Source organism: Cohnella zeiphila (genome assembly GCF_014212055.1).
Classification (GTDB): domain Bacteria; phylum Bacillota; class Bacilli; order Paenibacillales; family Paenibacillaceae; genus Cohnella; species Cohnella zeiphila.
The window spans coordinates 228,508-250,227 of the sequence record NZ_JACJVO010000002.1 but is presented as its reverse complement, the minus strand read 5'-3'; the positions used below and the strand labels follow the sequence as shown (position 1 = coordinate 250,227).

Annotated in this window: 20 protein-coding genes; 16 read left to right on the top strand and 4 right to left on the bottom strand. The window is 61.7% G+C overall.

Features of this window, described 5'->3' with window-relative positions; translation table 11 throughout:
- Nucleotides 1-136: 136 nt before the first annotated feature.
- The 4 genes from lepA (at nucleotide 137) to H7C18_RS02375 (ending at nucleotide 5,351) form a co-directional block, all read left to right on the top strand.
- Entirely contained in the window at nucleotides 137-1,951 is a 1,815-nt protein-coding gene (gene lepA / locus H7C18_RS02390) for a translation elongation factor 4 (RefSeq protein WP_185127405.1), read from the top strand.
- Nucleotides 1,952-2,039: 88 nt separating this feature from the next.
- On the top strand, nucleotides 2,040-3,248 hold the full coding sequence (gene hemW, locus H7C18_RS02385) for a radical SAM family heme chaperone HemW (RefSeq protein WP_185127404.1): 1,209 nt from the start codon (nucleotides 2,040-2,042) through the stop codon (nucleotides 3,246-3,248).
- Nucleotides 3,249-3,298: 50 nt separating this feature from the next.
- Nucleotides 3,299-4,258, top strand: coding sequence for an AraC family transcriptional regulator (locus H7C18_RS02380; RefSeq protein ID WP_185127403.1), 960 nt, complete (start codon nucleotides 3,299-3,301; stop codon nucleotides 4,256-4,258).
- 193 nt (nucleotides 4,259-4,451) lie between these two features.
- Complete coding sequence (locus H7C18_RS02375) at nucleotides 4,452-5,351, top strand: SDR family oxidoreductase (RefSeq protein WP_185127402.1); 900 nt, start codon at nucleotides 4,452-4,454, stop codon at nucleotides 5,349-5,351.
- Between the two features lie 54 nt (nucleotides 5,352-5,405).
- Here the strand turns inward: H7C18_RS02375 and H7C18_RS02370 are convergent, their stop codons facing one another.
- Both H7C18_RS02370 and H7C18_RS02365 read right to left on the bottom strand, forming a co-directional pair.
- Nucleotides 5,406-6,629, bottom strand: a complete 1,224-nt coding sequence (locus H7C18_RS02370) for an MFS transporter (protein WP_185127401.1) — start codon at nucleotides 6,627-6,629, stop codon at nucleotides 5,406-5,408.
- Between the two features lie 35 nt (nucleotides 6,630-6,664).
- On the bottom strand, nucleotides 6,665-7,447 hold the full coding sequence (locus H7C18_RS02365) for a TrmB family transcriptional regulator (protein WP_185127454.1): 783 nt from the start codon (nucleotides 7,445-7,447) through the stop codon (nucleotides 6,665-6,667).
- Between the two features lie 282 nt (nucleotides 7,448-7,729).
- On the opposite strand from H7C18_RS02365, the gene H7C18_RS02360 reads away from it, so the two are divergent.
- From H7C18_RS02360 to H7C18_RS02330, 7 genes are all read left to right on the top strand, one after another.
- On the top strand, nucleotides 7,730-8,197 hold the full coding sequence (locus H7C18_RS02360) for an N-acetyltransferase (RefSeq protein WP_185127400.1): 468 nt from the start codon (nucleotides 7,730-7,732) through the stop codon (nucleotides 8,195-8,197).
- A gap of 153 nt (nucleotides 8,198-8,350) precedes the next feature.
- Nucleotides 8,351-9,376 carry a heat-inducible transcriptional repressor HrcA gene (gene hrcA / locus H7C18_RS02355; protein WP_185127399.1) on the top strand — a complete coding sequence of 342 codons (1,026 nt, stop codon included), beginning with the start codon at nucleotides 8,351-8,353 and terminating at the stop codon, nucleotides 9,374-9,376.
- 85 nt (nucleotides 9,377-9,461) lie between these two features.
- Entirely contained in the window at nucleotides 9,462-10,037 is a 576-nt protein-coding gene (gene grpE / locus H7C18_RS02350) for a nucleotide exchange factor GrpE (RefSeq protein WP_185127398.1), read from the top strand.
- Between the two features lie 61 nt (nucleotides 10,038-10,098).
- Nucleotides 10,099-11,949, top strand: coding sequence for a molecular chaperone DnaK (dnaK, locus tag H7C18_RS02345; RefSeq protein WP_185127397.1), 1,851 nt, complete (start codon nucleotides 10,099-10,101; stop codon nucleotides 11,947-11,949).
- 270 nt (nucleotides 11,950-12,219) lie between these two features.
- Nucleotides 12,220-13,341: a molecular chaperone DnaJ gene (gene dnaJ / locus H7C18_RS02340; protein WP_185127396.1), complete on the top strand. Its 1,122-nt coding sequence runs from the start codon at nucleotides 12,220-12,222 to the stop codon at nucleotides 13,339-13,341.
- 161 nt (nucleotides 13,342-13,502) lie between these two features.
- Nucleotides 13,503-13,673, top strand: coding sequence for a YfhD family protein (locus tag H7C18_RS02335; RefSeq protein ID WP_185127395.1), 171 nt, complete (start codon nucleotides 13,503-13,505; stop codon nucleotides 13,671-13,673).
- Nucleotides 13,670-13,996: a hypothetical protein gene (locus tag H7C18_RS02330; RefSeq protein ID WP_185127394.1), complete on the top strand. Its 327-nt coding sequence runs from the start codon at nucleotides 13,670-13,672 to the stop codon at nucleotides 13,994-13,996. Before H7C18_RS02335 ends, H7C18_RS02330 begins: the two co-directional genes overlap by 4 nt.
- A gap of 75 nt (nucleotides 13,997-14,071) precedes the next feature.
- On the opposite strand, the gene H7C18_RS35470 is transcribed toward H7C18_RS02330, so the two are convergent.
- Nucleotides 14,072-14,557, bottom strand: coding sequence for an AbrB/MazE/SpoVT family DNA-binding domain-containing protein (locus H7C18_RS35470; protein WP_185127393.1), 486 nt, complete (start codon nucleotides 14,555-14,557; stop codon nucleotides 14,072-14,074).
- A 211-nt stretch (nucleotides 14,558-14,768) separates the two neighbouring features.
- Here H7C18_RS35470 and prmA point away from each other — a divergent pair, with 211 nt between their 5' ends.
- The 5 genes from prmA (at nucleotide 14,769) to deoC (ending at nucleotide 20,209) form a co-directional block, all read left to right on the top strand.
- Nucleotides 14,769-15,749 (top strand): 50S ribosomal protein L11 methyltransferase, encoded by a 981-nt coding sequence (gene prmA, locus H7C18_RS02320; protein WP_185127392.1) that lies wholly within the window; start codon nucleotides 14,769-14,771, stop codon nucleotides 15,747-15,749.
- On the top strand, nucleotides 15,746-16,459 hold the full coding sequence (locus tag H7C18_RS02315; protein ID WP_185127391.1) for a site-2 protease family protein: 714 nt from the start codon (nucleotides 15,746-15,748) through the stop codon (nucleotides 16,457-16,459). The genes prmA and H7C18_RS02315 overlap by 4 nt, the downstream gene beginning before the upstream one ends.
- Nucleotides 16,460-16,527: 68 nt before the next feature.
- Nucleotides 16,528-17,292, top strand: a complete 765-nt coding sequence (locus H7C18_RS02310; RefSeq protein ID WP_185127390.1) for an RsmE family RNA methyltransferase — start codon at nucleotides 16,528-16,530, stop codon at nucleotides 17,290-17,292.
- 6 nt (nucleotides 17,293-17,298) lie between these two features.
- Entirely contained in the window at nucleotides 17,299-18,648 is a 1,350-nt protein-coding gene (mtaB, locus tag H7C18_RS02305; protein WP_185127389.1) for a tRNA (N(6)-L-threonylcarbamoyladenosine(37)-C(2))-methylthiotransferase MtaB, read from the top strand.
- 415 nt (nucleotides 18,649-19,063) lie between these two features.
- A complete protein-coding gene (gene deoC, locus H7C18_RS35665; RefSeq protein WP_185127388.1) occupies nucleotides 19,064-20,209 on the top strand; it encodes a deoxyribose-phosphate aldolase in 1,146 nt (381 codons plus the stop codon).
- Nucleotides 20,210-20,685: 476 nt separating this feature from the next.
- Here the strand turns inward: deoC and H7C18_RS02295 are convergent, their stop codons facing one another.
- Nucleotides 20,686-21,699: a Na/Pi cotransporter family protein gene (locus H7C18_RS02295; RefSeq protein WP_185127387.1), complete on the bottom strand. Its 1,014-nt coding sequence runs from the start codon at nucleotides 21,697-21,699 to the stop codon at nucleotides 20,686-20,688.
- Nucleotides 21,700-21,720 lie beyond the last annotated feature (21 nt).

Here is a 21,720-nt window from a genome sequence, read left to right as displayed (position 1 = left end):
AGACGCCGAGTCGCGGTCAAGGCAAAGGGGCGGCGCGCCGCGCCGAGAAGTGCCGATTGCTGGCGCGCCGCTCCATTGCTATAATAGATTGGATAGCCACATGAAGCGAGGATTCGGTGGAGGTAACGGATTACAGATGGCAGACAATCAACGCAAACAGAGCCATATACGCAATTTTTGCATCATCGCCCATATCGACCACGGCAAATCGACGCTGGCCGACCGGATTCTGGAATACACGGGGACGCTGACTTCCCGGGAGATGCAGGACCAGATACTCGACTCGATGGACCTGGAGCGCGAGCGCGGCATCACGATCAAGCTGCAGGCCGTCCGCCTTCAATATAAAGCGGACGACGGCGAGACGTACACGCTCCATCTGATCGACACCCCGGGACACGTCGACTTTACGTACGAGGTGTCGCGCAGCCTCGCGGCCTGCGAAGGAGCGCTGCTCATCGTCGACGCCGCCCAAGGCATCGAGGCGCAGACGCTGGCCAACGTCTATCTGGCGCTCGACAACAATCTCGAAATTTTGCCGGTCATCAACAAGATCGACCTGCCGAGCGCCGAGCCGGAACGGGTGAAGCAGGAAGTCGAGGACGTCATCGGGCTCGACGCGAGCGAAGCGGTCTTGGCTTCGGCCAAGAACGGCATCGGCATCAAGGAAATTTTGGAGCAGGTCGTTCATAAGATTGCGGCTCCGCAGGGCGATATCGACGCGCCGCTCAAGGCGCTTATCTTCGATTCCCACTATGACGCCTATAAAGGAGTCGTCTGCTACATCCGCGTCATCGACGGTTCCATCCGCGCCGGCACGCCGATCAAGTTCATGGCGACGGGCGCGACGTTTGACGTCGTCGAGGTCGGCACGTTCAAGCCGCGCGCGACCGTCGTCGACGAGCTCGGGCCGGGCGACGTCGGCTTCGTCACCGCGTCCATCAAGAACGTCAAGGACACGCGCGTCGGGGACACGATCACGAACGCCAAGCATTCGACCGCGACGGCGCTGCCGGGCTACCGCCGGATCAACCCGATGGTGTTCTGCGGCCTGTACCCGATCGATTCGTCGGACTACAACGACCTGCGCGACGCGCTGGAGAAGCTGGAGCTGAACGACGCTTCGCTGCGTTTCGAGCCGGAGACGTCCCAGGCGCTCGGCTTCGGCTTCCGCTGCGGTTTTCTCGGCATGCTGCACATGGAGATCATCCAGGAGCGGATCGAGCGCGAGTTCAACATCCCGCTCATCACGACGGCGCCGAGCGTTATTTACAAGGTGACGCTGACGAACGGGCAGCGGCTCGACATCTCGAACCCGTCCGAGTATCCGGAAGCCGGCAAGCTCGAATTCGTCGAAGAGCCGTACGTCAAAGCGTCGATCATCGTGCCCAAGGATTACGTCGGCGCGATCATGGAGCTGTGCCAGGGCAAACGCGGCGAGTTCATCGACATGCAGTACCTGGACGCCAACCGCGTGACGCTGAAGTACGACATTCCGCTGGCCGAGATCGTATACGACTTTTTCGACCAATTGAAGTCCGGCACCAAAGGCTACGCCTCGTTCGATTACGAGCTGTCCGGCTACCGCCAGTCCAACCTGGTCAAGATGGACATTCTGCTCAACGGCGAGCAGGTCGACGCCCTGTCGTTCATCGTGCACCGCGAGCGGGCCTACCAGCGCGGGCGCGTCATCTGCGAGAAGCTGAAGGATCTGATTCCCCGGCAGATGTTCGAGGTGCCGATCCAGGCCGCCGTCGGGCAGAAGATCATCTCCCGCGAGACGATCAAGGCGATGCGCAAAAACGTGCTGGCGAAGTGCTACGGCGGCGATATCTCGCGGAAGCGGAAGCTGCTGGAGAAGCAAAAGGAAGGCAAGAAGCGGATGAAGCAGGTCGGCAACGTGGAGGTTCCGCAGGAAGCGTTCATGGCCGTTCTGAAAATCGACGAATAACCGCAAGGCGCCCGTCGGCGCCCCGGACCGTCCCTGGTTCGGAGGCGCGCGAACGGGCGTCTGCGCAAGCAAGGAGGGGCAGCAAATCATGTCCGATACGATCATCTCGGAACCGGGCGGCCGGACACGGGCCGTTCCCCTGCATGCGTGGACCCCGCGCGCGCTATATATTCACATTCCGTTCTGCACGAACAAATGCTTCTACTGCGACTTCAATTCCTATGTCGTGGAAGGACAGCCGGTGGACGCATACTTGGACGCGCTGGAGCGGGAGATGGAGCGGACCGTGCGCGAGCTGCCGCCGGAGACGATCCGCAAGGTATTCGTCGGCGGCGGCACGCCGACCGTGCTGAATCCGCAGCAAATGAAGCGGTTCCTGGAGGCGGTCGCCCGGCACTTCCCGGTGGCGGGGGACGCGGAGTTTACGATGGAGGCGAATCCGGGGACGACGGACCCCGCCAAGCTGGAAGCGATGCGGGCCGGCGGCGTCAACCGGATCAGCTTCGGCGCCCAGTCGTTTGACGACAAGCTGCTTGCGGCGATCGGCCGGATCCACGAGGCGCGCGATGTCGTGAACAGCATCGCCCACGCGCGGGCGGCGGGCTTCGCAAATTTGTCGATCGACCTGATGTTCGGTCTGCCGCGCCAGACGCTGGAGCAGCTGGCGGACAGCGTGGAGAAGGCGCTCGAGCTCGATCTCCCGCATTATTCGCTGTACAGCCTCAAGGTGGAGGAGAACACCTTATTCCACCGCCTTTACGAGCGGGGGGAGCTTCCGCTGCCGGAAGAGGACGTCGAAGTGGCGATGTTCCAGCATCTGCGGGAGAAGCTCGGCGGAGCCGGCTATCGGCAGTACGAGATCAGCAATTTCGCGAAGCCCGGCTTCGAGAGCCGGCATAACTCGACGTATTGGCACAATGAACCGTATTACGGCCTTGGCGCCGGCGCCCACGGTTACGCGCTCGGGCGGCGGCACCTCAACGTCAAGGGCGTGCAGGCCTACATCGACGCCGCGGCGCTCGGCTTGCCGCGCAAGGAGACGAGCGAAGTGCCGGCGCAAGAAGCGATGGAAGACTTCATGATGGTCGGCCTTCGGCTGCTGGATGGCATCCGGCTCGCTAACTTCCGGAGGCAATTCGGCGGCTCCGAGGCGGAGACGGTTTTCGGGCCGGTATTCGAGAAGCTGTGCCGCCAAGGATTGCTGGAAAAGTTCGGAGCCGGCGACGAGGCCGGCTACCGGCTGACCGAGCTCGGCGTTCCGCTCGGCAACGAGGTATTCGGGGCTTTTCTGGCGTAAATAGAGCGGATCGGATTTGATCAACATGAAATGGAGTTGCTCTCGTAACGATGAAGATGCCGGATGACCCTTCGCTTCCAACGGCGTCAGGCAACGCCGACGAATCGCTCGATGCCGAGACGGCCCGTCTGGCCCGTCTGATCCGAACCCTTACTCCGCATGACGGTACCTTTAGCCAGCTCTTCCCCGGTTTGCACGTCGGCCGCTATTCGCGAGTAAACATGAACTACGTAAGAACCTTCGACATTCCTTCTCTGTTAGTCGCCGCGCAAGGGGCAAAGGTCGTCACGGTGGGGCAGGAGGTTTATCGGTACGACCGGTCGCATATGCTCATCCTCCCCGTCGCCCTTCCGATCGCCGCGAAGACCGCGCATGCCAGCCCTTCCGACCCCTTTCTGAACGTTAAGCTGAACCTCGACCCGCAAAGGATGGCCGAGCTGGTACGGAAAGTGTATCCCCGGGGCCTGCCTGCCGTACGGAACCGGAGCGCGGGTTACGTCATGAGCGCCGACTTGGGCATGGTCAAAGCCGTGACGAGATTAGTAGAATGTCTCTCCGATCCCGGCGACGCTGAATGGCTCGCCCCGCTCGCGATGGACGAGATTTTGATACGAATCCTGCGCAGCCCCATCGGCGCGTACGTCGCGGAAATTTGTTTGGCGGATTCGGGCATGCAGAGGGTTGTAAAGGCGATTGATTGGCTGCGCGACAACTTTTCCCTCCAGATGAAGGTGGCCGACTTGGCCGAGCTGGTACATATGAGCCCGTCCGCGTTTCATGAGCATTTTAAGTCCGTCACTTCGATGAGCCCGCTGCAATATCAAAAAGCGTTGCGTCTTCATGAAGCAAGGCGTCTGATGATTTCCGACTCCATGGATGCGACAACCGCATGCCGGCTGGTGGGGTATGTGAGCGCCTCTCAATTTAGCAGGGATTACAGCCGCTTTTTCGGAAGCCCGCCAAGCAGAGACGTCGCCGAATGGCGCCATCGAACGCCAATTCGGGACTGAGCCGTTTGTGTCGGAGGGCAGGATGCTTCGGTTCCGGAGGATCGGGCAAGAAGCGGCGAGGAACAGGCATCTATCCGGACGAGACGAAAACTATAATGAGTTTATCCTTGGGGCCGGCGGTGGCCGATCGATGATGCGTACCGCCGTCGGATCAAGCAGATCTGCTGCTAGGCAGCTTTAGGAGGACTTCATTATGCGTGTTTTTGTCACGGGAGCGACGGGCTTCATCGGTTCCGCCGTCGTCCGCGAACTCATCGACGCAGGGCATCGGGTAATCGGTCTTGCCCGTTCGGACAAGGCTGCCGAGTCGCTGGCGGCAGTCGGGGCGGAGGCGCACCGCGGAGCGCTCGACGACCTCGACAGCCTGCATAAGGGCGCTGTCGCGGCAGACGGAGTCATTCACTTGGGTTTCAAGACCGACTTCTCGGACTTCCCCGGCGCAGTGGCAGCCGACCTGCGCGCCGTCGAGACGTTAGGTGCGGCGCTTGAGGGCTCGGACAAGCCGTTCGTGTTCACCTCGGGGACCTTGTTGGTCGCTTGGTCGACCCCGCTTGGCTTTCTCGGGACGGAGGAGGTCGCTGTCGACGACGCCGTGCCCCGGGGCGCGGCGGAGAACGCGGCGATCGCGCTGGCGGAGCGCGGGGTGCGATCCTCGGTCGTCCGTCTCGCGCCGTCCGTGCACGGCCCGGGCGATCATGGCTTCGTCTCGATGCTGATCGGCATTGCTCGCGAAAAGGGCGTCTCCGCCTACATCGGCGACGGGTCCAACCGCTGGCCGGCCGTTCATCGCCTTGATGCGGCGCGTCTGTACCGTCTCGCCCTCGAATCCGCAACGGCCGGCTCCCGGCTGCACGGGGTCGGCGAAGAAGGCGTGCCGTTCCGCGACATCGCCGGCGTCATCGGTCGCCGCCTGAACTTGCCGGTGATCGGCATTGCCCGTGAAGAGGCAGAAGCCCACTTCGGCTTCCTCGGCGCCTTTACGTCGTCCGACAACCCGATGTCGAGCGCACGGACCCAGGAACGACTGGGATGGCGGCCGGCGCATCCCGCATTGATCCCGGATCTCGAACAAGAACACTACTTCATTTCTTGAAAAAAAACGGGCGATCCCTTCGAGGCGACGCCCGTTTTCGCTGTATTCCGTCGTTTACGCCGCGGCATTCCGCAGCCTGCGATCCTTTGGCAGCAGGATCGCGAACAAGCCGATAAGCGGCAAGAAGGCGCACAGCTTCATGATGAAGGCGATGCTCGTCGCGTCGGCGATCGTGCCGAGCAAGGCCGAGCCGAGCCCGCCGAGGCCGAACGCCAGGCCGAAGAACAGGCCGGAGACGAGGCCGACTTTGCCGGGCAGCAATTCCTGCGCGTAGACGACGATGATCGAGAAAGCGGAGGATAGCACGAAGCCCGCGCAGACGACCAGGACGCCCGACCAGAACAGGTTGGCGTAAGGCAGCAGCAGCGAGAACGGCGCCGTGCCGAGGATCGACAGCCAGATGATGCTGCGGCGTCCGAAGCGGTCCGCCAGCGGGCCGCCGAAGAACGTGCCGACCGCCGAGGCGGCGAGGAACGCGAACAAGTACCACTGCGCGCCGTCTACCGAGACGCCGTAATCGTCGATCAGGTAGAAGGAGTAGAAGCTTGTAATGCTCGAAATGTACACGTGCTTGGAGAACACGAGCAGCACGAGGATCGTCAGCGCGAGCGTGAGCGTCCGCCTCGGCAGCCGGTCCGCCGTATCGATCGTCGCCGTTTGCCGGCGGGCGCCGGAACGGGGCGCCGAGCTGCTGCCCGCGTACCACCGGGCGACGAAAAACTGGATCAGAATGCCGAGCACGGCCGCGATCACGAACCACATGACGCCGTGCTGGCCGATTTTCACGAAGATCAGCGCCGTCATGATCGGGCCGAGCGACGAGCCGATATTGCCGCCGACCTGAAAAATCGATTGGGCGAGTCCCCGGTTGTTGCCCGCGGCCAGATAAGCGACGCGCGACGATTCCGGATGGAAAACGGCCGATCCGATGCCCAGCGAAACGACGGACAGCAGCACCGTCGCGAAGTTCGGCGCAAGCGCCAGCGAGAATACGCCGATCAGGGTGAAACATACCCCGAGCGGCAAAATATAAGGCCGAGGCTTCACGTCGGAATAGAGGCCGACCAGCGGCTGCAGCAGGGACGCCGTCATGTTCATGACGAACGCGATCAAGCCGATCTGGCCGAAGCTGAGATGCTGGGATTCGCGCAGGATCGGGAACAGCGCGGACACGGTCGACTGCATCGTATCGTTCAACAGGTGAACGACGCTGATGGCGAACAGCACGGGAAACACGGTGACGGCTGCGGGAACCGCGGCTGAGGCGGTTTTGGACATACGGTATTCTCCTCTCGCGTCTTTAGCTTCTCTCTCTACGATAAGGCGCGCCGGATGCGGAATCGCTCGGTCAGCGCGTCGTAATGCTCTCCGTACGCTTCCGTCAGGCGGGCGCCGAAGTCTTTCTCCACCTCCATCATGATCATGTCGTGATAATAGGCGTTTACCAGCATGTAGGCGATGGACGGATGATCCGTCTCCAGCGCGGCCGCCTTGACCGCATCGCCGAACGAGCCGATCAGCGCGAAGCGTTCGTCGCATAGAATGGAGAAGTTCCGGTTGCCTCCTTCGGGCCATTCCATTCGTTTATGGACGAATACGTTGCTCAGGCGGGAGTTCGACGGCCCGAGCGTCACGACCCGGACGTCGACGCCGCGTCTCTCGGCTTCAGCCAGCGCGCTCTCGACGATCGGAACGTCTTCCGACCAGATGTCCACGAGCACGCTCGATTCGGCATTGGCGATTAGCCGCAAGACGGCCATGCGCAGCTTGTCTTCTCCCTGCCAATTAAAGAAGGCCGGTTCGCGAAGCGGAGCCTTCAGCTCGCTCACGAGAACGTCGGCGTTCTGCTCGAAGTCGGAGCGCAGATAGCCGATCACTTGCTCGATCGGAACGGCGCCGTAGAGCACCGGGTCGCCCTCGATCGTGCGGCATAATCCCTTGTCCGTCAGCGACCGAAGGGCGGCATAGACGTTCGTGCGCGATACCGAGACCCGCTTGGCGACTTCGTAGCCGGTCATTCTCGCTTGCCCGTGCAGTTCCAGATAACACTTGGCTTCGAGCTCGGACAAGCCGAGTTTTTTGAGGCGTTCGATCATGTCGGACACCAAGATTCACCCCGTTCGCCGTCGATAGTCGCACGGTCCCCCGCGAATTTTAGTAGTATGCTGAAATACTACTGCGAAGCCGGACGGCTGTCAATCCCTGGGCAAGCATTCGAGCCCAATTATATAGAAAGAAGCGATTAGCGAATTCATAGAGAAGCCGAGCGCGAAATATTTACGATTTGCCGCCCATTTCGGTATTGAGCTTTCATTCGCATTGTTGTATATTTATACACATCATTCATTTTACGGCGAGCCGGAAAGAAGGGACCTGCAATGAACATGACGATCACTTGCCGCAAGGCGCTGCCCGAGGACGTAGACGCGCTGTACGACTTGATTCGGGGCTATGCCGAGCAGGGCATTATGCTGCCGAGATCCAAAGAGGCGCTGCTGCGCCATTTGGACTCGTTCATCGTGGCCGAGGAAGCGGGCAAGCTGATCGGTTGCGGTTCGCTTTTCCGGCTAGGCTCGGACCTCGTCGAGATTCGTTCGCTCGGCATGGCGGAAGGCTACAAGGGAAGGGGGCTCGGCACGCTGATCGTGGACGCCCTCATCGCCGAAGCCCGCAAGCTGAACGTGCCCAAAGTGATGGCGCTGACGTACGCCGTTTCGTTTTTCGTCAAGAACGGCTTTCAGGTCGTGGACAAAGAGATTTTCCCCGAGAAGGTGTGGACGGACTGCGTCAACTGCAGCAAGCAGGACCGCTGCGACGAGATCGCCGTGGTGAAGATTCTGTCATAGACGCTCCCTCCGTCATACGGACACATATGGGCTTAAGGCCAAATCGGCCGGATCGTTCTTGACAACGACCGGAACGGTTTGGTATTTTTGTAGTAACGATTAGCACTCGCTTATATTGAGTGCTAACGACGACAGCGAAGGAGGGATCAGGGAATGCTGAGCGAACGTCAAAGGATGATTCTGACCGCCATTGTCGACGACTATATCCGTTCCGCGGAGCCGGTCGGATCGCGCAGCATCTCGAAGCGCGGCGACGTCATTTACAGCCCGGCCACCATCCGCAACGAGATGGCCGATCTGGAAGAGCTGGGGCTGCTGGAGCAGCCGCATACGTCCGCCGGTCGCATCCCTTCCATTAAAGGCTATCGCTATTACGTGGACCACCTGATCCGCCTCGGCGGCGTCGGCGAGCAGGACGTACTCAAGATCCGGGGATTTTTCGCCGAGAAGATGAACCTTTGGGAAGAAGTCGTGTCTCATGCCGCGACCATTCTGTCGCAATTGACGAACTACACTTCCATCGTTCTCGGTCCGGAGACGTTCAGCACGACGCTGAAGCATTTCCAATTGGTGCCGCTGAACGAATCGTCGGCCGTCGCCATTATCGTCACCAGCACGGGGCATGTCGAGCACCGCACGGTCACGCTCCCGGAAGGGATCGGAATGGACGACGTGCAGAAGATCGTCAACCTGCTGAACGACAAGCTTGCCGACGTTCCGTTCATCAAGATCAAGTCGGTGCTTCATAACGAGGTGGGCCGGGAGCTGAGCCGGTTCGTCGACCGCTGCGAGCAGCTTCTTCAGGTGTTGGAGAATACGCTGGCCGAGAAGACGGAGCCGAAGGTGTTCCTGAGCGGGGCGACGAACATCTTGACCCAGCCGGAATTCAAGGACGTCGATAAAGTCAAAAACATCCTGGACATGTTGGAGGAGACGCCCAAGCTCATGCAACTGTTCCAGTCCGTTCCCGAGGGCATCCAGGTGCGGATCGGAACGGAGAACGTCGTCGAGGCGATCAACCAATGCAGCCTGATTACGGCATCCTATTCGTACGACGGCCAGTCGCTGGGCACGATCGGCATTTTGGGACCGACGCGGATGGATTACGGGAAAGTGATCAGCTTGCTCGATTTTCTGTCCAAAGACATGGCGCTGTTCATGGCCCGCTGGCAGAAGTGAGACGGGAATAGTCCCCGGCGGCGGGAGGGAACGGTAAGGAGGCGAAAGCTGCGTGAGCAGTCCAGAGACGGAGGAGTTTGAAAAGATGACGGAACAAGAACGCGAAGCGGCGGCGGAAGCCGAAGCGGCGCGTAACGAGACGGAAACGGCCGAGCCGAATGCGGCGGAGACGGAGGCCGGTACGGCCGACGCGCAGCCGCAGGAACAGGAAGATTCGAGAATCGCCGAACTGCGGCGTCAGGCGGACGAGCTGAACCAGCGCTATCTTCGCGCCCAGGCCGATTTCGACAACTTCCGCCGGCGAACCGCCAAGGAGAAAGAGGAGCTGGCTCAATACGCTTCTCTGAAATTGATCGGCCAGCTGCTGCCCGTCGTGGACAACTTCCAGCGTGCGCTGCAGACGAGCCCGGAATCGTCGGAGAGCCAATCCTTCTCCAAGGGCGTCGATATGATTTACCGCCAATTGTGGCAAGTGCTTGAAGGCGAAGGCCTTAAGCTGATGGAGCCGGTCGGCCAGACGTTCGATCCGGAAGTCCATCAGGCGATCATGCAGGTGGAATCCGAGGAGTACGAGGAAGGCACGGTCGTCGAGGTGGTTCAGCCCGGCTACTGGCTCAAGGACAAAGTGCTCCGGCCCGCGATGGTCAAAGTCAGCGGATAACGGAATTGCCGGTCCCAGTCCTACCAATCTGTGCATACGATGCGAGGAGGAACTATTCATTATGAGCAAAGTCATTGGAATCGACCTCGGAACGACGAACTCTTGCGTAGCGGTAATGGAAGGCGGCGAAGCCGTCGTTATTCCGAATCCGGAAGGCAACCGCACGACCCCTTCGGTCGTCGGATTCAAGAAAGACGGCGAGCGGACGATCGGCGAGACGGCCAAGCGCCAGGCGATTACGAACCCGGACCGCACGATCATCTCGATCAAGCGCCACATGGGTACGAACCATAAGGAAGTTATCGACGGCAAAGAGTATACGCCGCAAGAGATTTCCGCGATGATTCTGCAAAAGCTCAAATCCGATGCCGAAGCGTACCTGGGTCAAACGGTCACCCAGGCGGTCATCACGGTTCCGGCCTATTTTAACGACAGCCAGCGTCAAGCGACGAAGGACGCGGGCAGCATCGCCGGCCTGGAAGTGCTGCGGATCGTCAACGAGCCTACCGCCGCGGCGCTTGCTTACGGTCTGGAGAAGCAGGAAGACCAGACGATTCTCGTATTCGACCTCGGGGGCGGCACGTTCGACGTCTCGATCCTGGAGCTCGGCAACGGCTTCTTCGAAGTCAAGGCGACGAGCGGCGACAACCATCTCGGCGGCGACGATTTCGACCAGGCGATCATGAACTGGCTGTCCGCCGAATTCAAGAAGGAGCACGGCGTCGACCTGCTGAAGGACAAAGCGGCCGTGCAGCGCTTGAAAGACGCGGCGGAGAAAGCGAAGAAGGAACTGTCCGGCGTCGTGACGACGACGATCTCGCTGCCGTTCATCACGATGGTCGACGGAGTTCCGCAGCACCTGGAGCTGACGCTGTCCCGCGCCAAGTTCGACGAGCTGACCGCTTCTCTCGTCGAGCGCACGATGGCGCCGACGCGCCAGGCGTTGTCCGACGCCGGGCTGTCTTCCTCGCAGATCGATAAAGTGGTTCTCGTCGGCGGTTCCACGCGGATTCCGGCCGTTCAGGACGCGATCAAGAAGCTGATCGGCAAAGAACCGCACAAAGGGGTTAACCCCGACGAAGTCGTCGCGCTCGGCGCGGCCGTGCAAGCAGGCGTCCTGACCGGCGAAGTCAAAGACGTCGTCCTGCTGGACGTCACCCCGCTGTCGCTCGGCATCGAGACGGCCGGAGGCGTCCTGACGAAGATGATCGACCGCAACACGACGATTCCGACGAGCAAGTCGCAAGTGTTCTCGACGTTCGCCGACAACCAGACGCAAGTCGAGATTCACGTGCTGCAAGGCGAGCGCGCCATGGCCCGCGACAACAAGACGCTCGGCCGCTTCATTCTGAGCGACATTCCGCCGGCTCCGCGTGGCATTCCGCAGATCGAAGTCAGCTTCGACATCGACGCGAACGGCATCGTCAACGTATCCGCGCTTGACAAGGGGACCGGCAAGAGCCAGAAGATCACGATCACCTCTTCCAGCGGCCTCAGCAAGGAAGAGATCGAGCGGATGCAGAAGGAAGCCGAGCTTCATGCGGACGAGGACGCCAAGCGCCGCGAGCTGATCGAAGCGAAGAACGCCGGGGACCAACTGGTGTATACGGTCGAGAAGACGATCAAGGATCTCGGCGACAAGGCCGATGCCGGCGAGGTCGCCAAAGCCGAAGAAGCCAAAGAGAAAGTCAAGAAGGCTCTCGAGGGCGAGAATCTCGACGAGATCAAGCAGGCGACCGAAGAGCTTACGCAGATCGTGCAGCAGCTGTCCGTGAAGCTGTACGAACAAGCGGCCCAGGCACAGCAAGGCGCTCCGGGCGCGGAAGCCGGCTCGGCCGATGCGGGAGCCGCTCCGAAGAAAGACAATGTCGTCGACGCCGACTACGAAGTCGTGGACGAAGACAAGAAATAATCGGGTTTGCTGACGAACCGAAAGTCAAAGCATCTCTTATTGCCGAATTTCGGGTTTCCCTTCGTGTTGCCAATAGGCTCGTATCTTTCGGAGGAGTTTACGCCCGCCTTTGCTGCACCCATTGCTTCCATGATTAATTCATTCAAGCAATGGGTGGAGCGACAGCGGCCGGAGAAAGATATGAGCCGTTCACAGGCGATAGAACGAAGGGCTGCCCTATGATTTTCGGCAACCGGAGACGGCTTTGACTTTCCTCATGGAGGTGGAGAAGTGGCCGGCAAGAATGACTTTTACGAAGTGCTGGGCGTAAGCAAAAGCGCCTCCGCGGACGAGATCAAGAAAGCGTATCGGAGCTTGGCGCGCAAATACCATCCCGACGTCAACAAGGAGCCGGACGCCGAAGCGAAGTTCAAGGAAGTCAAGGAAGCTTACGACGTCCTGAGCGACGACCAGAAGCGCGCCCGGTACGACCAGTTCGGGCACGAGGATCCGACGGCCGGCTTCGGCGGCGGAGGAGCGGGGGACTTCGGCGGAGGCTTCGGGGACATTTTCGACATGTTCTTCGGCGGCGGCGGAGGCCGGCGCGATCCGAACGCTCCGCAGCGGGGGAACGACCTGCAATACACGATGACGCTCGAGTTCAAGGAAGCGGTCTTCGGCAAAGAGACCGACATTACGATTCCCCGCACGGAGACGTGCGACACTTGTCACGGGAACGGCGCGAAGCCGGGCACGAAGGTCGACACTTGTTCGGTCTGCCACGGCACCGGCCAGCAGGAAGTGGCGCAGAACACGCCGTTCGGCCGGATCGTCAACCGCCGGACCTGCTCCGCGTGCGGCGGCCGCGGCAAGATCGTCCGCGAACGCTGCCCGACGTGCAGCGGCAGCGGCCAAGTGAAGCGCCAGCGGAAGATTCACGTCAAGATTCCGGCAGGCGTCGACGACGGCTCCCAGCTTCGCGTCAGCGGCGAAGGAGAAGGCGGCGTCCGGGGCGGGCCGCCGGGCGACCTGTATCTCGTCCTGCGCGTGAAGTCGCACGACTTCTTCGAACGCGAAGGCGACGATATTTACTGCGAAGTCCCGCTGACGTTCGCGCAGGCGGCGCTCGGCGACGAGATCGAGATTCCGACGCTGACCGAGAAGGTCAAGCTGAAAATCCCGGGCGGCACCCAGACGGGTACGTATTTCCGTCTGAAAGGCAAAGGCGTTCCGAAGCTGCGCGGTTACGGGCAGGGAGACCAGCACGTCAAAGTGACGATCGTCACGCCGACCCAGCTGACGGACGAACAGAAGGACCTGCTGCGGGAGTTCGCCGCCAAGACCGGCGAATCGACGCAGGAGCAGCACCAATCGATTTTCGAACGGATGAAGAAAGCCATTCTCGGCGATTGATCGTTCGCGCGCTCGACCGGAAGACCTCCGGCGGGCGCGCTTTTTCGTTTGCGCGCCGGCGCCGGCGGCTTGAAGCGCATAGACCGGAGAGTTCCGAGACACACTACGCCAATCAACGGCAAGCCGATTACAAGGCTGACAAGGGAGGAAGCGTAGCGGATATGACAACGTCGAAGGATCAACGCCATCAGGCCGCCGGCGCCGAACCGATCGCGCGGGCGGAAGACGTGGAATTTTCGGAGGCGCTGGCGGACGAAGAGGACCGCGAGGCCCGGCAACGGGCCGCCGAAGCGGACGCGCGGGCTCAGGCGTATGAGGGGGATCGGCCATGACGGAGCTGCAGCCGCTCGAGGCTGTCTTCTCCTCGCAGGAGCAGGCCGAGGAAGCGATCCGCAAGCTCGCTTCCTTGAGGGCGGACCGGTTTCGCATGGAACGACCCGTCCGGGGAGCGGTGGAGGCGTCGACGGCTTACGACGGGGCGGTCCCGATGAACCGGCTTGCGGAGTCGCTGCTGGCCGATGCCGGCATCGAAGCCGCGGACGAGCTTGGCGCCCGGGGGGACGAGCCGATGTTCCGCTTGTCGGCCGTCGTTCCGCCCGAAGCGATGGACCAGGCCAGAAGAGTGATCGCCCAGTCCGGCGGCACCGTTACGTAAAGAAACCCCGCGACGGCCGTCGCGGGGTTTCTCGTTCGGCGGGTCCGTCTTCGCCGAATGGCCGCAACGGCGCCGTTACTCCGGAAGCCCCCTGCGGAGGAGCTGGTTGACGCGGCTGGCGGACACGCCGATCATGCGGGCCCACTGGCTTTGGGTCGCTTCCGGGTTTTCTTTCATGACCGCGGCCAGACGCGCCGAGGTATCTTTTCTTTTCACGGCGCCGCGCCCGGCTTTGGGCGCGCTGTCCGCCTGCGGCCGAAGCGAATCCGAAGCCTCCGCCTTCGGCGGTTCGTCCGTCGGGTCCGGATACCCGCCGGATTTCAGCTCCCGAAGACATGCGGAGCAAATAAATTTTTCCCGATAATAATGAATTTCGTCGAAAGACTTGCAGAAGAAACATTCCTGCGACCGGTATTTCCGCAGCATGAGCCGCTTGGCTTCCCGATCGACGAAAAATTCCATGGAATCGCCCTCGGCCACCTCCAACACGCGCCTCAATTCAATCGGCAGGACAATTCGTCCAAGCTCGTCGACTTGCCGCATCATTCCGGTGCTTTTCATAATCCTCTCCCCCATCCATTCATTCATTTTCAGGCTAATGTTCAATTCGCGATGCCGGGCGCGTTTTCCTTTTTGAGTAAAAATCGAATTTCATTAACCAGGCGGCCCGTTAATTTTTTGCGCGGATCGAAACGGAAAGTGTATAATGAAGGGTAAAAATTCGAAGCGCTGCAGGGGCGCGCGATCGGATACAGTCGGGGAGGACGAACAGTTGCGTTGGTTCGAGTTGACCGTCGTAGCGGCGGAGCAATCGCAGGAGATGGTAGCCCACTACATGCACGAGTTGGGGGCGGGCGGCGTCTCGATCGAAGAGTCTTGGTCGCCTGACAAGCCGAGGGACACTTCGCTCGGGCAATGGTACGACAAGCCGCTCAACGACATACCGGCAGGGCTTGCGCATATCAAGGGCTACTTCAGCGAAGACGTGGACGCGGAGGCGGCATCGGAGGAGCTGGCGGGGCTGCTTCGCGGGCTGCCGGAATTCGGCTACGACGCCGGAGATTTCACGATCTCGGTCGCGGAAGTGCGGGAAGAAGATTGGGCGGACGCCTGGAAAAAGTATTTCAAGCCGATCGCGGTATCGGAGCGGTTGACGATCAAGCCGACGTGGGAACCGTACGAGCCGAGAGAAGACGAGCTCATCATCGAGCTCGATCCGGGAATGGCGTTCGGCACCGGCACGCATCCGACGACGGCGCTCTGCCTTCGCACGCTGGAAGGCGCGATCGCCGGAGGAGAGACGGTCATTGACGTCGGCACCGGCTCCGGCATTCTGGCGATCGGCGCGATGAAGCTGGGGGCGAAGCGGGTGCTCGCGCTCGATCTGGACCCGGTCGCCATCTCCAGCGCCTCCGAGAACATTAAGCTGAACGGCTTGCAGGACGACGTGGAAGTCCGGCTCAGCGACCTCCTCGGCGTGCTGCAGGAAGACGGCGCCGGGCAGCGGAGCGTGAAGCCGCCGGTCGACCTGGTCGTGGCCAACATTCTCGCGGAGATTATCCTGCTGTTCATCGCCGACGTCATGGACGTGCTGAAGCCGGGCGGCATTTATATCGCGAGCGGCATCTACAAGAACAAGGAAGACGATGTGGAGGCGGGCTTGCTGGCGGCCGGATTCGAGATTGTCGACCGCGTTCGCCAGGACGACTGGGTCGCCTTCGTGGCCGGCAAGCCGAAGGGAGACGGAGAATGAATTTTCTCGCGTTTCCCCTCGAGCATCTGCCGTTCGTCGTCCTGACGATGCTGGTCGCGTTCACGGTGCACGAATTCGCCCATGCCTGGACAGCCTGGAAGTTCGGAGATTCTACCGCCTACGAGCAGGGGCGCGTCACGCTGAACCCGATGGCGCATCTCAATCTGATCGGCATGCTGTTCCTGCTCGTGGCCGGCTTCGGCTGGGCGAAGCCGGTTCCGGTGCGCCGCAGCCGCTTCAAGCGCCCGCGGCTGATGAACATTCTCGTGACGGCGGCCGGCCCGGTCAGCAACTTGCTGCTCGCTCTGCTCGGCCTGCTCGTCATGTACGTGCTCGTCTCCGTCGGCCTGCTCGCCCATCCGTCCGAAGCGTTGCTCGAGACGCTGGCTACTTTTATGGCCTACTGGCTTCATATCAACGTCGTCCTGTTTCTGTTTAACCTCATCCCGCTGCCTCCGCTGGACGGCTATCGCATCGTGGAAGAGTTCGCGCCGCTGCGGCTGCGCGTCAAGATGGCCCAGAACGAGCAGTGGGGCGTCTTCGTGTTCCTGCTGCTGGTGTTCATCCCGCCGCTCAGCGCCGCGACGATCGACCCGCTCTTCTCGCTCGGCCTGCCGATTCTGCACGGCATGCACGAGCTGATGGGCTTTTTGTTCGGCCGCCATTCGGACTCGCCGATCATCCCGAGCCTAATCGGCTGGCAAGTGTGACCATCGGCTAGCCGGAAGAGGCAAAACGAGGTATGATGAGGGACGGGCATTGAAACGGGAGGATCCATATGCAGCGTTATTTCGTAGCTCCCGAGCAGATCGACGGCGACCGCGCCCGGCTGACGGGCGACGACGCGCGCCATCTGGCGACGGTGATGCGCGCCCGGCCCGGCGACGAGTTCGTCGTCTGCGACGGGAGCGGGGCCGAATGGCCGGCCAAGGCGGCGATGGTGTCGCCCGGCCTGGTCGAAGCGGAGCTCGGAGCGAAGCGGCAGTCTCCGGCCGAGATGGCGTGGAGGATCACGGTCGCGCAGAGCTTGCCCAAGGGAGACAAGCTGGAGACGGTCGTTCAGAAAGGGACGGAAGCGGGAGCGTTCGCCTTCCGGCCGTTCCTCTCGAAGCGCACCGTCGTCCAATACGACGAGCGCAAGGAAGCCAAGCGGCTGGAACGCTGGCGCAAGATCGCCAAGGAAGCGGCCGAGCAGGCGCATCGCGGCGTCGTGCCGGACGTCCGGCCGGTTTGTTCGTGGAAGGAACTCCTCGGCTCGTTCGGGGATTACGATTTGGTTTTGTTATGCTATGAGGAAGAGGGCAGGAGCGGGGAAGGTCTCCGCACCGTGCTGAACGCGGCGAAGAAGAACGAGCTGGGGGCGGCGCCCCGGGCGCTGCTGCTTGTTGGCCCGGAAGGCGGCTTCGCTCCCGAGGAGGCGGAGCAAGCCGTCGCGGCCGGAGCGGCTGCGGCCGGTCTGGGCCGCCGCATTCTTCGCACGGAGACGGCGGCGCTGGTGGCGCTCGCCTGTCTCGCCTACGAATCCGGAGAGCTGGGAGGTTGAACGGGAATGCCGTCCGTGGCATTTTACACGCTGGGCTGCAAAGTCAATTTCTACGATACCGAAGCAATGTGGCAGCTGTTCCAAAAAGAAGGCTACGAGCAGGTCGACTTCGAGACGACGACGGCGGACGTCTATGTGATCAACACGTGCACCGTCACGAACACGGGGGACAAGAAGAGCCGCCAGATCATCCGCCGGGCCGTGCGCCGCAATCCCGACGCGGTCATCGCGGTGACGGGCTGCTACGCGCAGACGTCGCCCGCCGAGATCATGGCCATTCCGGGCGTCGATCTCGTCGTCGGCACGCAGGACCGCGACAAGCTGATGTCGTTCATCTCGGACGTGCAGACGACGCGCAAGCCGGTCAACGCCGTCCGCAACATTATGAAAACCCGCGAGTTCGAAGAGCTGGACGTGCCGGCCTTCGCCGACCGGACGCGCGCGTTCCTGAAAATTCAGGAGGGCTGCAACAACTTTTGCACGTTCTGCATCATTCCGTGGTCGCGCGGCCTGTCGCGCAGCCGGGCGCCGGAGAGCGTGCTGAATCAGGCGCGCCAGCTTGTCGCTTCCGGCTACAAGGAGATCGTGCTGACGGGAATCCATACGGGCGGTTACGGCGACGACCTGGAAGGGTACAAGCTGTCGAATTTGCTCGCCGATCTCGACAAAATCGACGGGCTCGAGCGGATCCGCATCAGCTCGATCGAGGCGAGCCAGATCGACGACGAGATGATCGCGGTGCTCAACAGCTCCGGCAAAATGTGCCGTCATCTCCACATTCCGCTGCAAGCGGGAGACGATGCGATTCTGAAGCGGATGCGCCGCAAGTATACGACCGCCGAATTCGCGGAGAAGATCGCGCGGATCAAGGAAGCGATGCCGGGCGTGGCGATTACGACCGACGTCATCGTCGGTTTCCCCGGGGAGACGGAGGAGCAATTCGAGAACGGCTACCGGTTCATGGAGCGGATCGGGTTCGCGGAGATGCACGTTTTCCCTTACTCCAAGCGGACGGGCACGCCCGCCTCGCGGATGGACGAACAGGTCGACGAGACGGTCAAGCACGAGCGCGTCCATAAGCTGATCGACCTGTCGGAGCGGATGCAGGGAGCTTACAGCCGCCAGTGGGTCGGCCAGGAGCTGGACGTCATTCCCGAGCGCGCGGTCAAAGGCGACGACGGCATCGTCCGGCTGGCGGGCTATTCCGACAACTACCTGCTGATCGAATTCGAGGGCGAGGAATGGATGTACCGCAAGCACTGCCGCGTCCGCATGACCGAGAGCGGGATCAACGAGAGCCGCGGCGAGCTGGTGGAGATGCTGGAAGGAGCCCGGCCCGAGGCGCTTCGGGCTTAGAAGGCGGCGTGACGGGCATATCCGGGCCGGAAGGAAGGTTGCTTTCCGGCTTCGAAGATTTGCCGCGGCGCGGAATGCCTTCCGAATTTGTGAGACCGAGGGGGCTTTGGACCGGAAAATCTCCTTTTATCGGCGAATTCTTTGCTATTTGAGGCGTATGAAACGGAAAATCTCCTTGTATTTGGGTTCGGACCGGCTTTTTCGGCGGGAAGCCCGCGCTTAAAAGGAGATTTTCCCGTTTAACGGTAACAACGGGCATGAAGGAGCAAAGTGAAGGGAGGTTTTCCCTTTCACGGAAACGGGCTCTTGAACGTATAGTTGGCATTTTCATAGCATGCCTTGCTATTTCGAGCGGGCAGATCGGGCGCGGATTTATCCGCCTTACATAAGCGAGGGCGCGAGGGGGAAGTCGGGGATGAAGGAAATATCGGCCGGAGGCGTCGTTTACCGGAGGCGGGACGGCGGCCTCGAAGTGCAGCTGATCCGGGACCGATTCGGCAAAATAGCGCTTGCCAAAGGCAAGCAGGAGCCCGGCGAGACGATCGGGGAGACGGCGCTGCGGGAGATCGCCGAGGAGACGGGAATCCGCGGCGCGATCGTCGCTCCGCTGTCGGTCATTCGCTATTCTTACGAATCGGCGGAGCAGGCGACCGTGGAAAAGGAGGTTCATTACTTCCTGGTGGAGGCCGGTTCCGGCGCGCTGCAGGCGCAGATGGAAGAGATCGCCGGCGTCGACTGGTATTCGCCCGAGCGGAGCTGGCAGCTGCAGCTCGTCGAAGGCTACGACACGAACGACGAGGTGCTGCGGCAAGCGCTGCGCCGGCTCGGAGCCGATCCGGGCGTTGCGGACGCCGGGGCGGCGGACTATCGGTTCTCGCTTTGGCAGCCGGGTCAGCCGATGGCTCCGTTCATCGATCATACGCTGCTCAAGGCGGATGCTCGCTCCGCGGATTTCGCGAAGCTGTGCGAGGAAGCGCTGGAGCACCGGTTCTACAGCGTCTGCGTGAACGGAAGATGGGTGCGGCAATGCCGCGAGCAGCTCAGCGGAACGAGCGTCAAGGTGTGCGCGGTCGTCGGATTTCCGCTGGGCGCGGGCGCGACGCGGGCCAAAGCGTTCGAGGCGGCCGCGGCCGTCGAGGACGGCGCCGCCGAGATCGATATGGTGCTGTCCGTCGGCAAGCTGCTTGACGAAGATTATGCGGCGGTCGAACGGGACATTCAGGCCGTCGTACAGGCCGTTCAGGGCGGAGCGCTAGTCAAAGTCATTCTGGAGACGGGCGCGCTTCGACCGGACCTGATCCAGGAAGCATGCCGGCTGGCCGAAGCGGCCGGGGCGGATTACGTCAAGACGTCGACGGGCTTCGGTCCGGGAGGCGCGACGGAAGCCGACGTTCGGCTCATGCGCGAGAGCGTATCGCGGCGCATCGGCGTGAAAGCCTCCGGCGGCATTCGCAGCACGGAGACGGCGGCGAAAATGCTGCTGGCCGGCGCCAGCCGCATCGGCACGAGCTCGGGCATCGCCATCGTCGGCGGGGGCGCGGCCGGATCGGGCTCCTACTGAGCGGCTGCGAGCAAAAAGGCTGATCCGAGAGCAAAGGAAATCCGGTAGAGACCGGCTCGCGCCGTGACGAAGCGAACGAGATACTTGGATATCAGACTAAAACCAGAGTACGACGCGTTGAAGCGGACGAGTCCGTTTGATATCAGACTAAATCCAGCGTACGGAGCGTCAAAGCGAACAAGTTAGTTTGATAACAGACTAAAACCGGTGCACGGAGCTTTGAAGTGGACAAGTTCGTTTGATATCAGACTAAATCCAGCGTACGGAGCGTCAAAGATAACGAGTTCGTTTGATAACAGACTAAATCCGGCGCTTGGAGCGTCAAAGCGAGCAAGTTCGTTTGATATCAGACTAAATCCAGCGTACGGAGCGTCAAAGATAACGAGTTCGTTTGATAACAGACTAAATCCGGCGCTTGGAGCGTCAAAGCGAACAAGTTAGTTTGACCCGAATGGGAGACGGCAGTATTCGGGCTCCTAGGCGGTGCGAGGCGGCTTGCGGCCGGAATTCGGGCGGGACCCGGGCAGCCGGAAGCGGCCGTTCAGCAGCCAGTAGGCGAGAGGAAGCGCGAGCAGCGAGCAGGCGACGTTGAAGATGGTCTGGGCATGGGCGATTTGCGCGGCCGGATCGTTAGGCGCAAGACGGCTCGCCGCGGCGAACAGCAGCCCCCGCAGCGGGTAAAAGACCGCCGCTCCCGTTACGTTCAGAACGATCTGGGACAGCGCGACGAACCGTCCGCCCCGCCCGCCGCCGAGCGAGGCAAGCAGTCCGGTGAAGCAGGTGCCGACGTTGGCGCCCAGCATGACGGCGATGCCGGTCATCGGGGACAGGGCGCCGGAGCCGGCCAGCCCCATCGTCATGCCGATGACGGCGGCGCTCGAATGGACGGCGCCGCTTAGCGCCGCGCCGCTCAGCAATCCCCAGACCGGCCGGCCGGCCGCTTCGGTCATCAGTCCCATGAACCGCCCGTTCGCCAGCAGACTGGGACCGATCGATTGAAGCATGGCGAAGCCGGCGAGCAGCATGGCGAACCCGGCCAGCGCGGCCGAGCCGTATCGAATCGCTTCCGCCCAGCTTCGCGGAAGCCGGGGCAGCAGGCCCATCTCGCCCGCGAGCGCCGTCCACAGCCAGCCGACGAACGCGACGGCCAGCAGAGGAAGGCCGAAGCGGTGCAGATGCAGGCTGATCAGCTCCGTGGTCAGGCACGTGCCGACGTTGGTGCCCAGAATGATGCCGAAGCTTCCGGCGAGAGGCATCATCCCGGCGTTCACCAGGCCGATCGTCAGCACGGTGACCGCGGTCCCGCTCTGCATGAGCGCCGATGACGCCGTCCCGGCGGCGAATCCCCGCAGCGGCGTCGAAGTCGTGTGGTTCAGCACGGCGGGCAGGCGGCTGCCCGCCCACATTCTGAGCGCGGATTCCATCAGCTTCATCCCGAGCAGCAGCAGCGCGAGTCCGAAGGCGGACGCGAGGACAAGCGTTAGAATCATAGCCGTTCGCGGCTCCTTTCC

Excerpts from the sequence above, each read along its gene's own strand:
- lepA (WP_185127405.1), top strand. The coding sequence starts at position 137 with ATGGCAGACAATCAACGCAAACAGAGCCATATACGCAATTTTTGCATC.
- hemW (WP_185127404.1), top strand. The coding sequence starts at position 2,040 with ATGTCCGATACGATCATCTCGGAACCGGGCGGCCGGACACGGGCCGTT.
- H7C18_RS02380 (WP_185127403.1), top strand. The coding sequence starts at position 3,299 with ATGAAGATGCCGGATGACCCTTCGCTTCCAACGGCGTCAGGCAACGCC.
- H7C18_RS02375 (WP_185127402.1), top strand. The coding sequence starts at position 4,452 with ATGCGTGTTTTTGTCACGGGAGCGACGGGCTTCATCGGTTCCGCCGTC.
- H7C18_RS02370 (WP_185127401.1), bottom strand. The coding sequence starts at position 6,629 with ATGTCCAAAACCGCCTCAGCCGCGGTTCCCGCAGCCGTCACCGTGTTT.
- H7C18_RS02365 (WP_185127454.1), bottom strand. The coding sequence starts at position 7,447 with ATGATCGAACGCCTCAAAAAACTCGGCTTGTCCGAGCTCGAAGCCAAG.
- H7C18_RS02360 (WP_185127400.1), top strand. The coding sequence starts at position 7,730 with ATGAACATGACGATCACTTGCCGCAAGGCGCTGCCCGAGGACGTAGAC.
- hrcA (WP_185127399.1), top strand. The coding sequence starts at position 8,351 with ATGCTGAGCGAACGTCAAAGGATGATTCTGACCGCCATTGTCGACGAC.
- grpE (WP_185127398.1), top strand. The coding sequence starts at position 9,462 with ATGACGGAACAAGAACGCGAAGCGGCGGCGGAAGCCGAAGCGGCGCGT.
- dnaK (WP_185127397.1), top strand. The coding sequence starts at position 10,099 with ATGAGCAAAGTCATTGGAATCGACCTCGGAACGACGAACTCTTGCGTA.
- H7C18_RS02335 (WP_185127395.1), top strand. The coding sequence starts at position 13,503 with ATGACAACGTCGAAGGATCAACGCCATCAGGCCGCCGGCGCCGAACCG.
- H7C18_RS02330 (WP_185127394.1), top strand. The coding sequence starts at position 13,670 with ATGACGGAGCTGCAGCCGCTCGAGGCTGTCTTCTCCTCGCAGGAGCAG.
- H7C18_RS35470 (WP_185127393.1), bottom strand. The coding sequence starts at position 14,557 with ATGAAAAGCACCGGAATGATGCGGCAAGTCGACGAGCTTGGACGAATT.
- H7C18_RS02315 (WP_185127391.1), top strand. The coding sequence starts at position 15,746 with ATGAATTTTCTCGCGTTTCCCCTCGAGCATCTGCCGTTCGTCGTCCTG.
- H7C18_RS02310 (WP_185127390.1), top strand. The coding sequence starts at position 16,528 with ATGCAGCGTTATTTCGTAGCTCCCGAGCAGATCGACGGCGACCGCGCC.
- mtaB (WP_185127389.1), top strand. The coding sequence starts at position 17,299 with ATGCCGTCCGTGGCATTTTACACGCTGGGCTGCAAAGTCAATTTCTAC.
- deoC (WP_185127388.1), top strand. The coding sequence starts at position 19,064 with ATGAAGGAAATATCGGCCGGAGGCGTCGTTTACCGGAGGCGGGACGGC.
- H7C18_RS02295 (WP_185127387.1), bottom strand. The coding sequence starts at position 21,699 with ATGATTCTAACGCTTGTCCTCGCGTCCGCCTTCGGACTCGCGCTGCTG.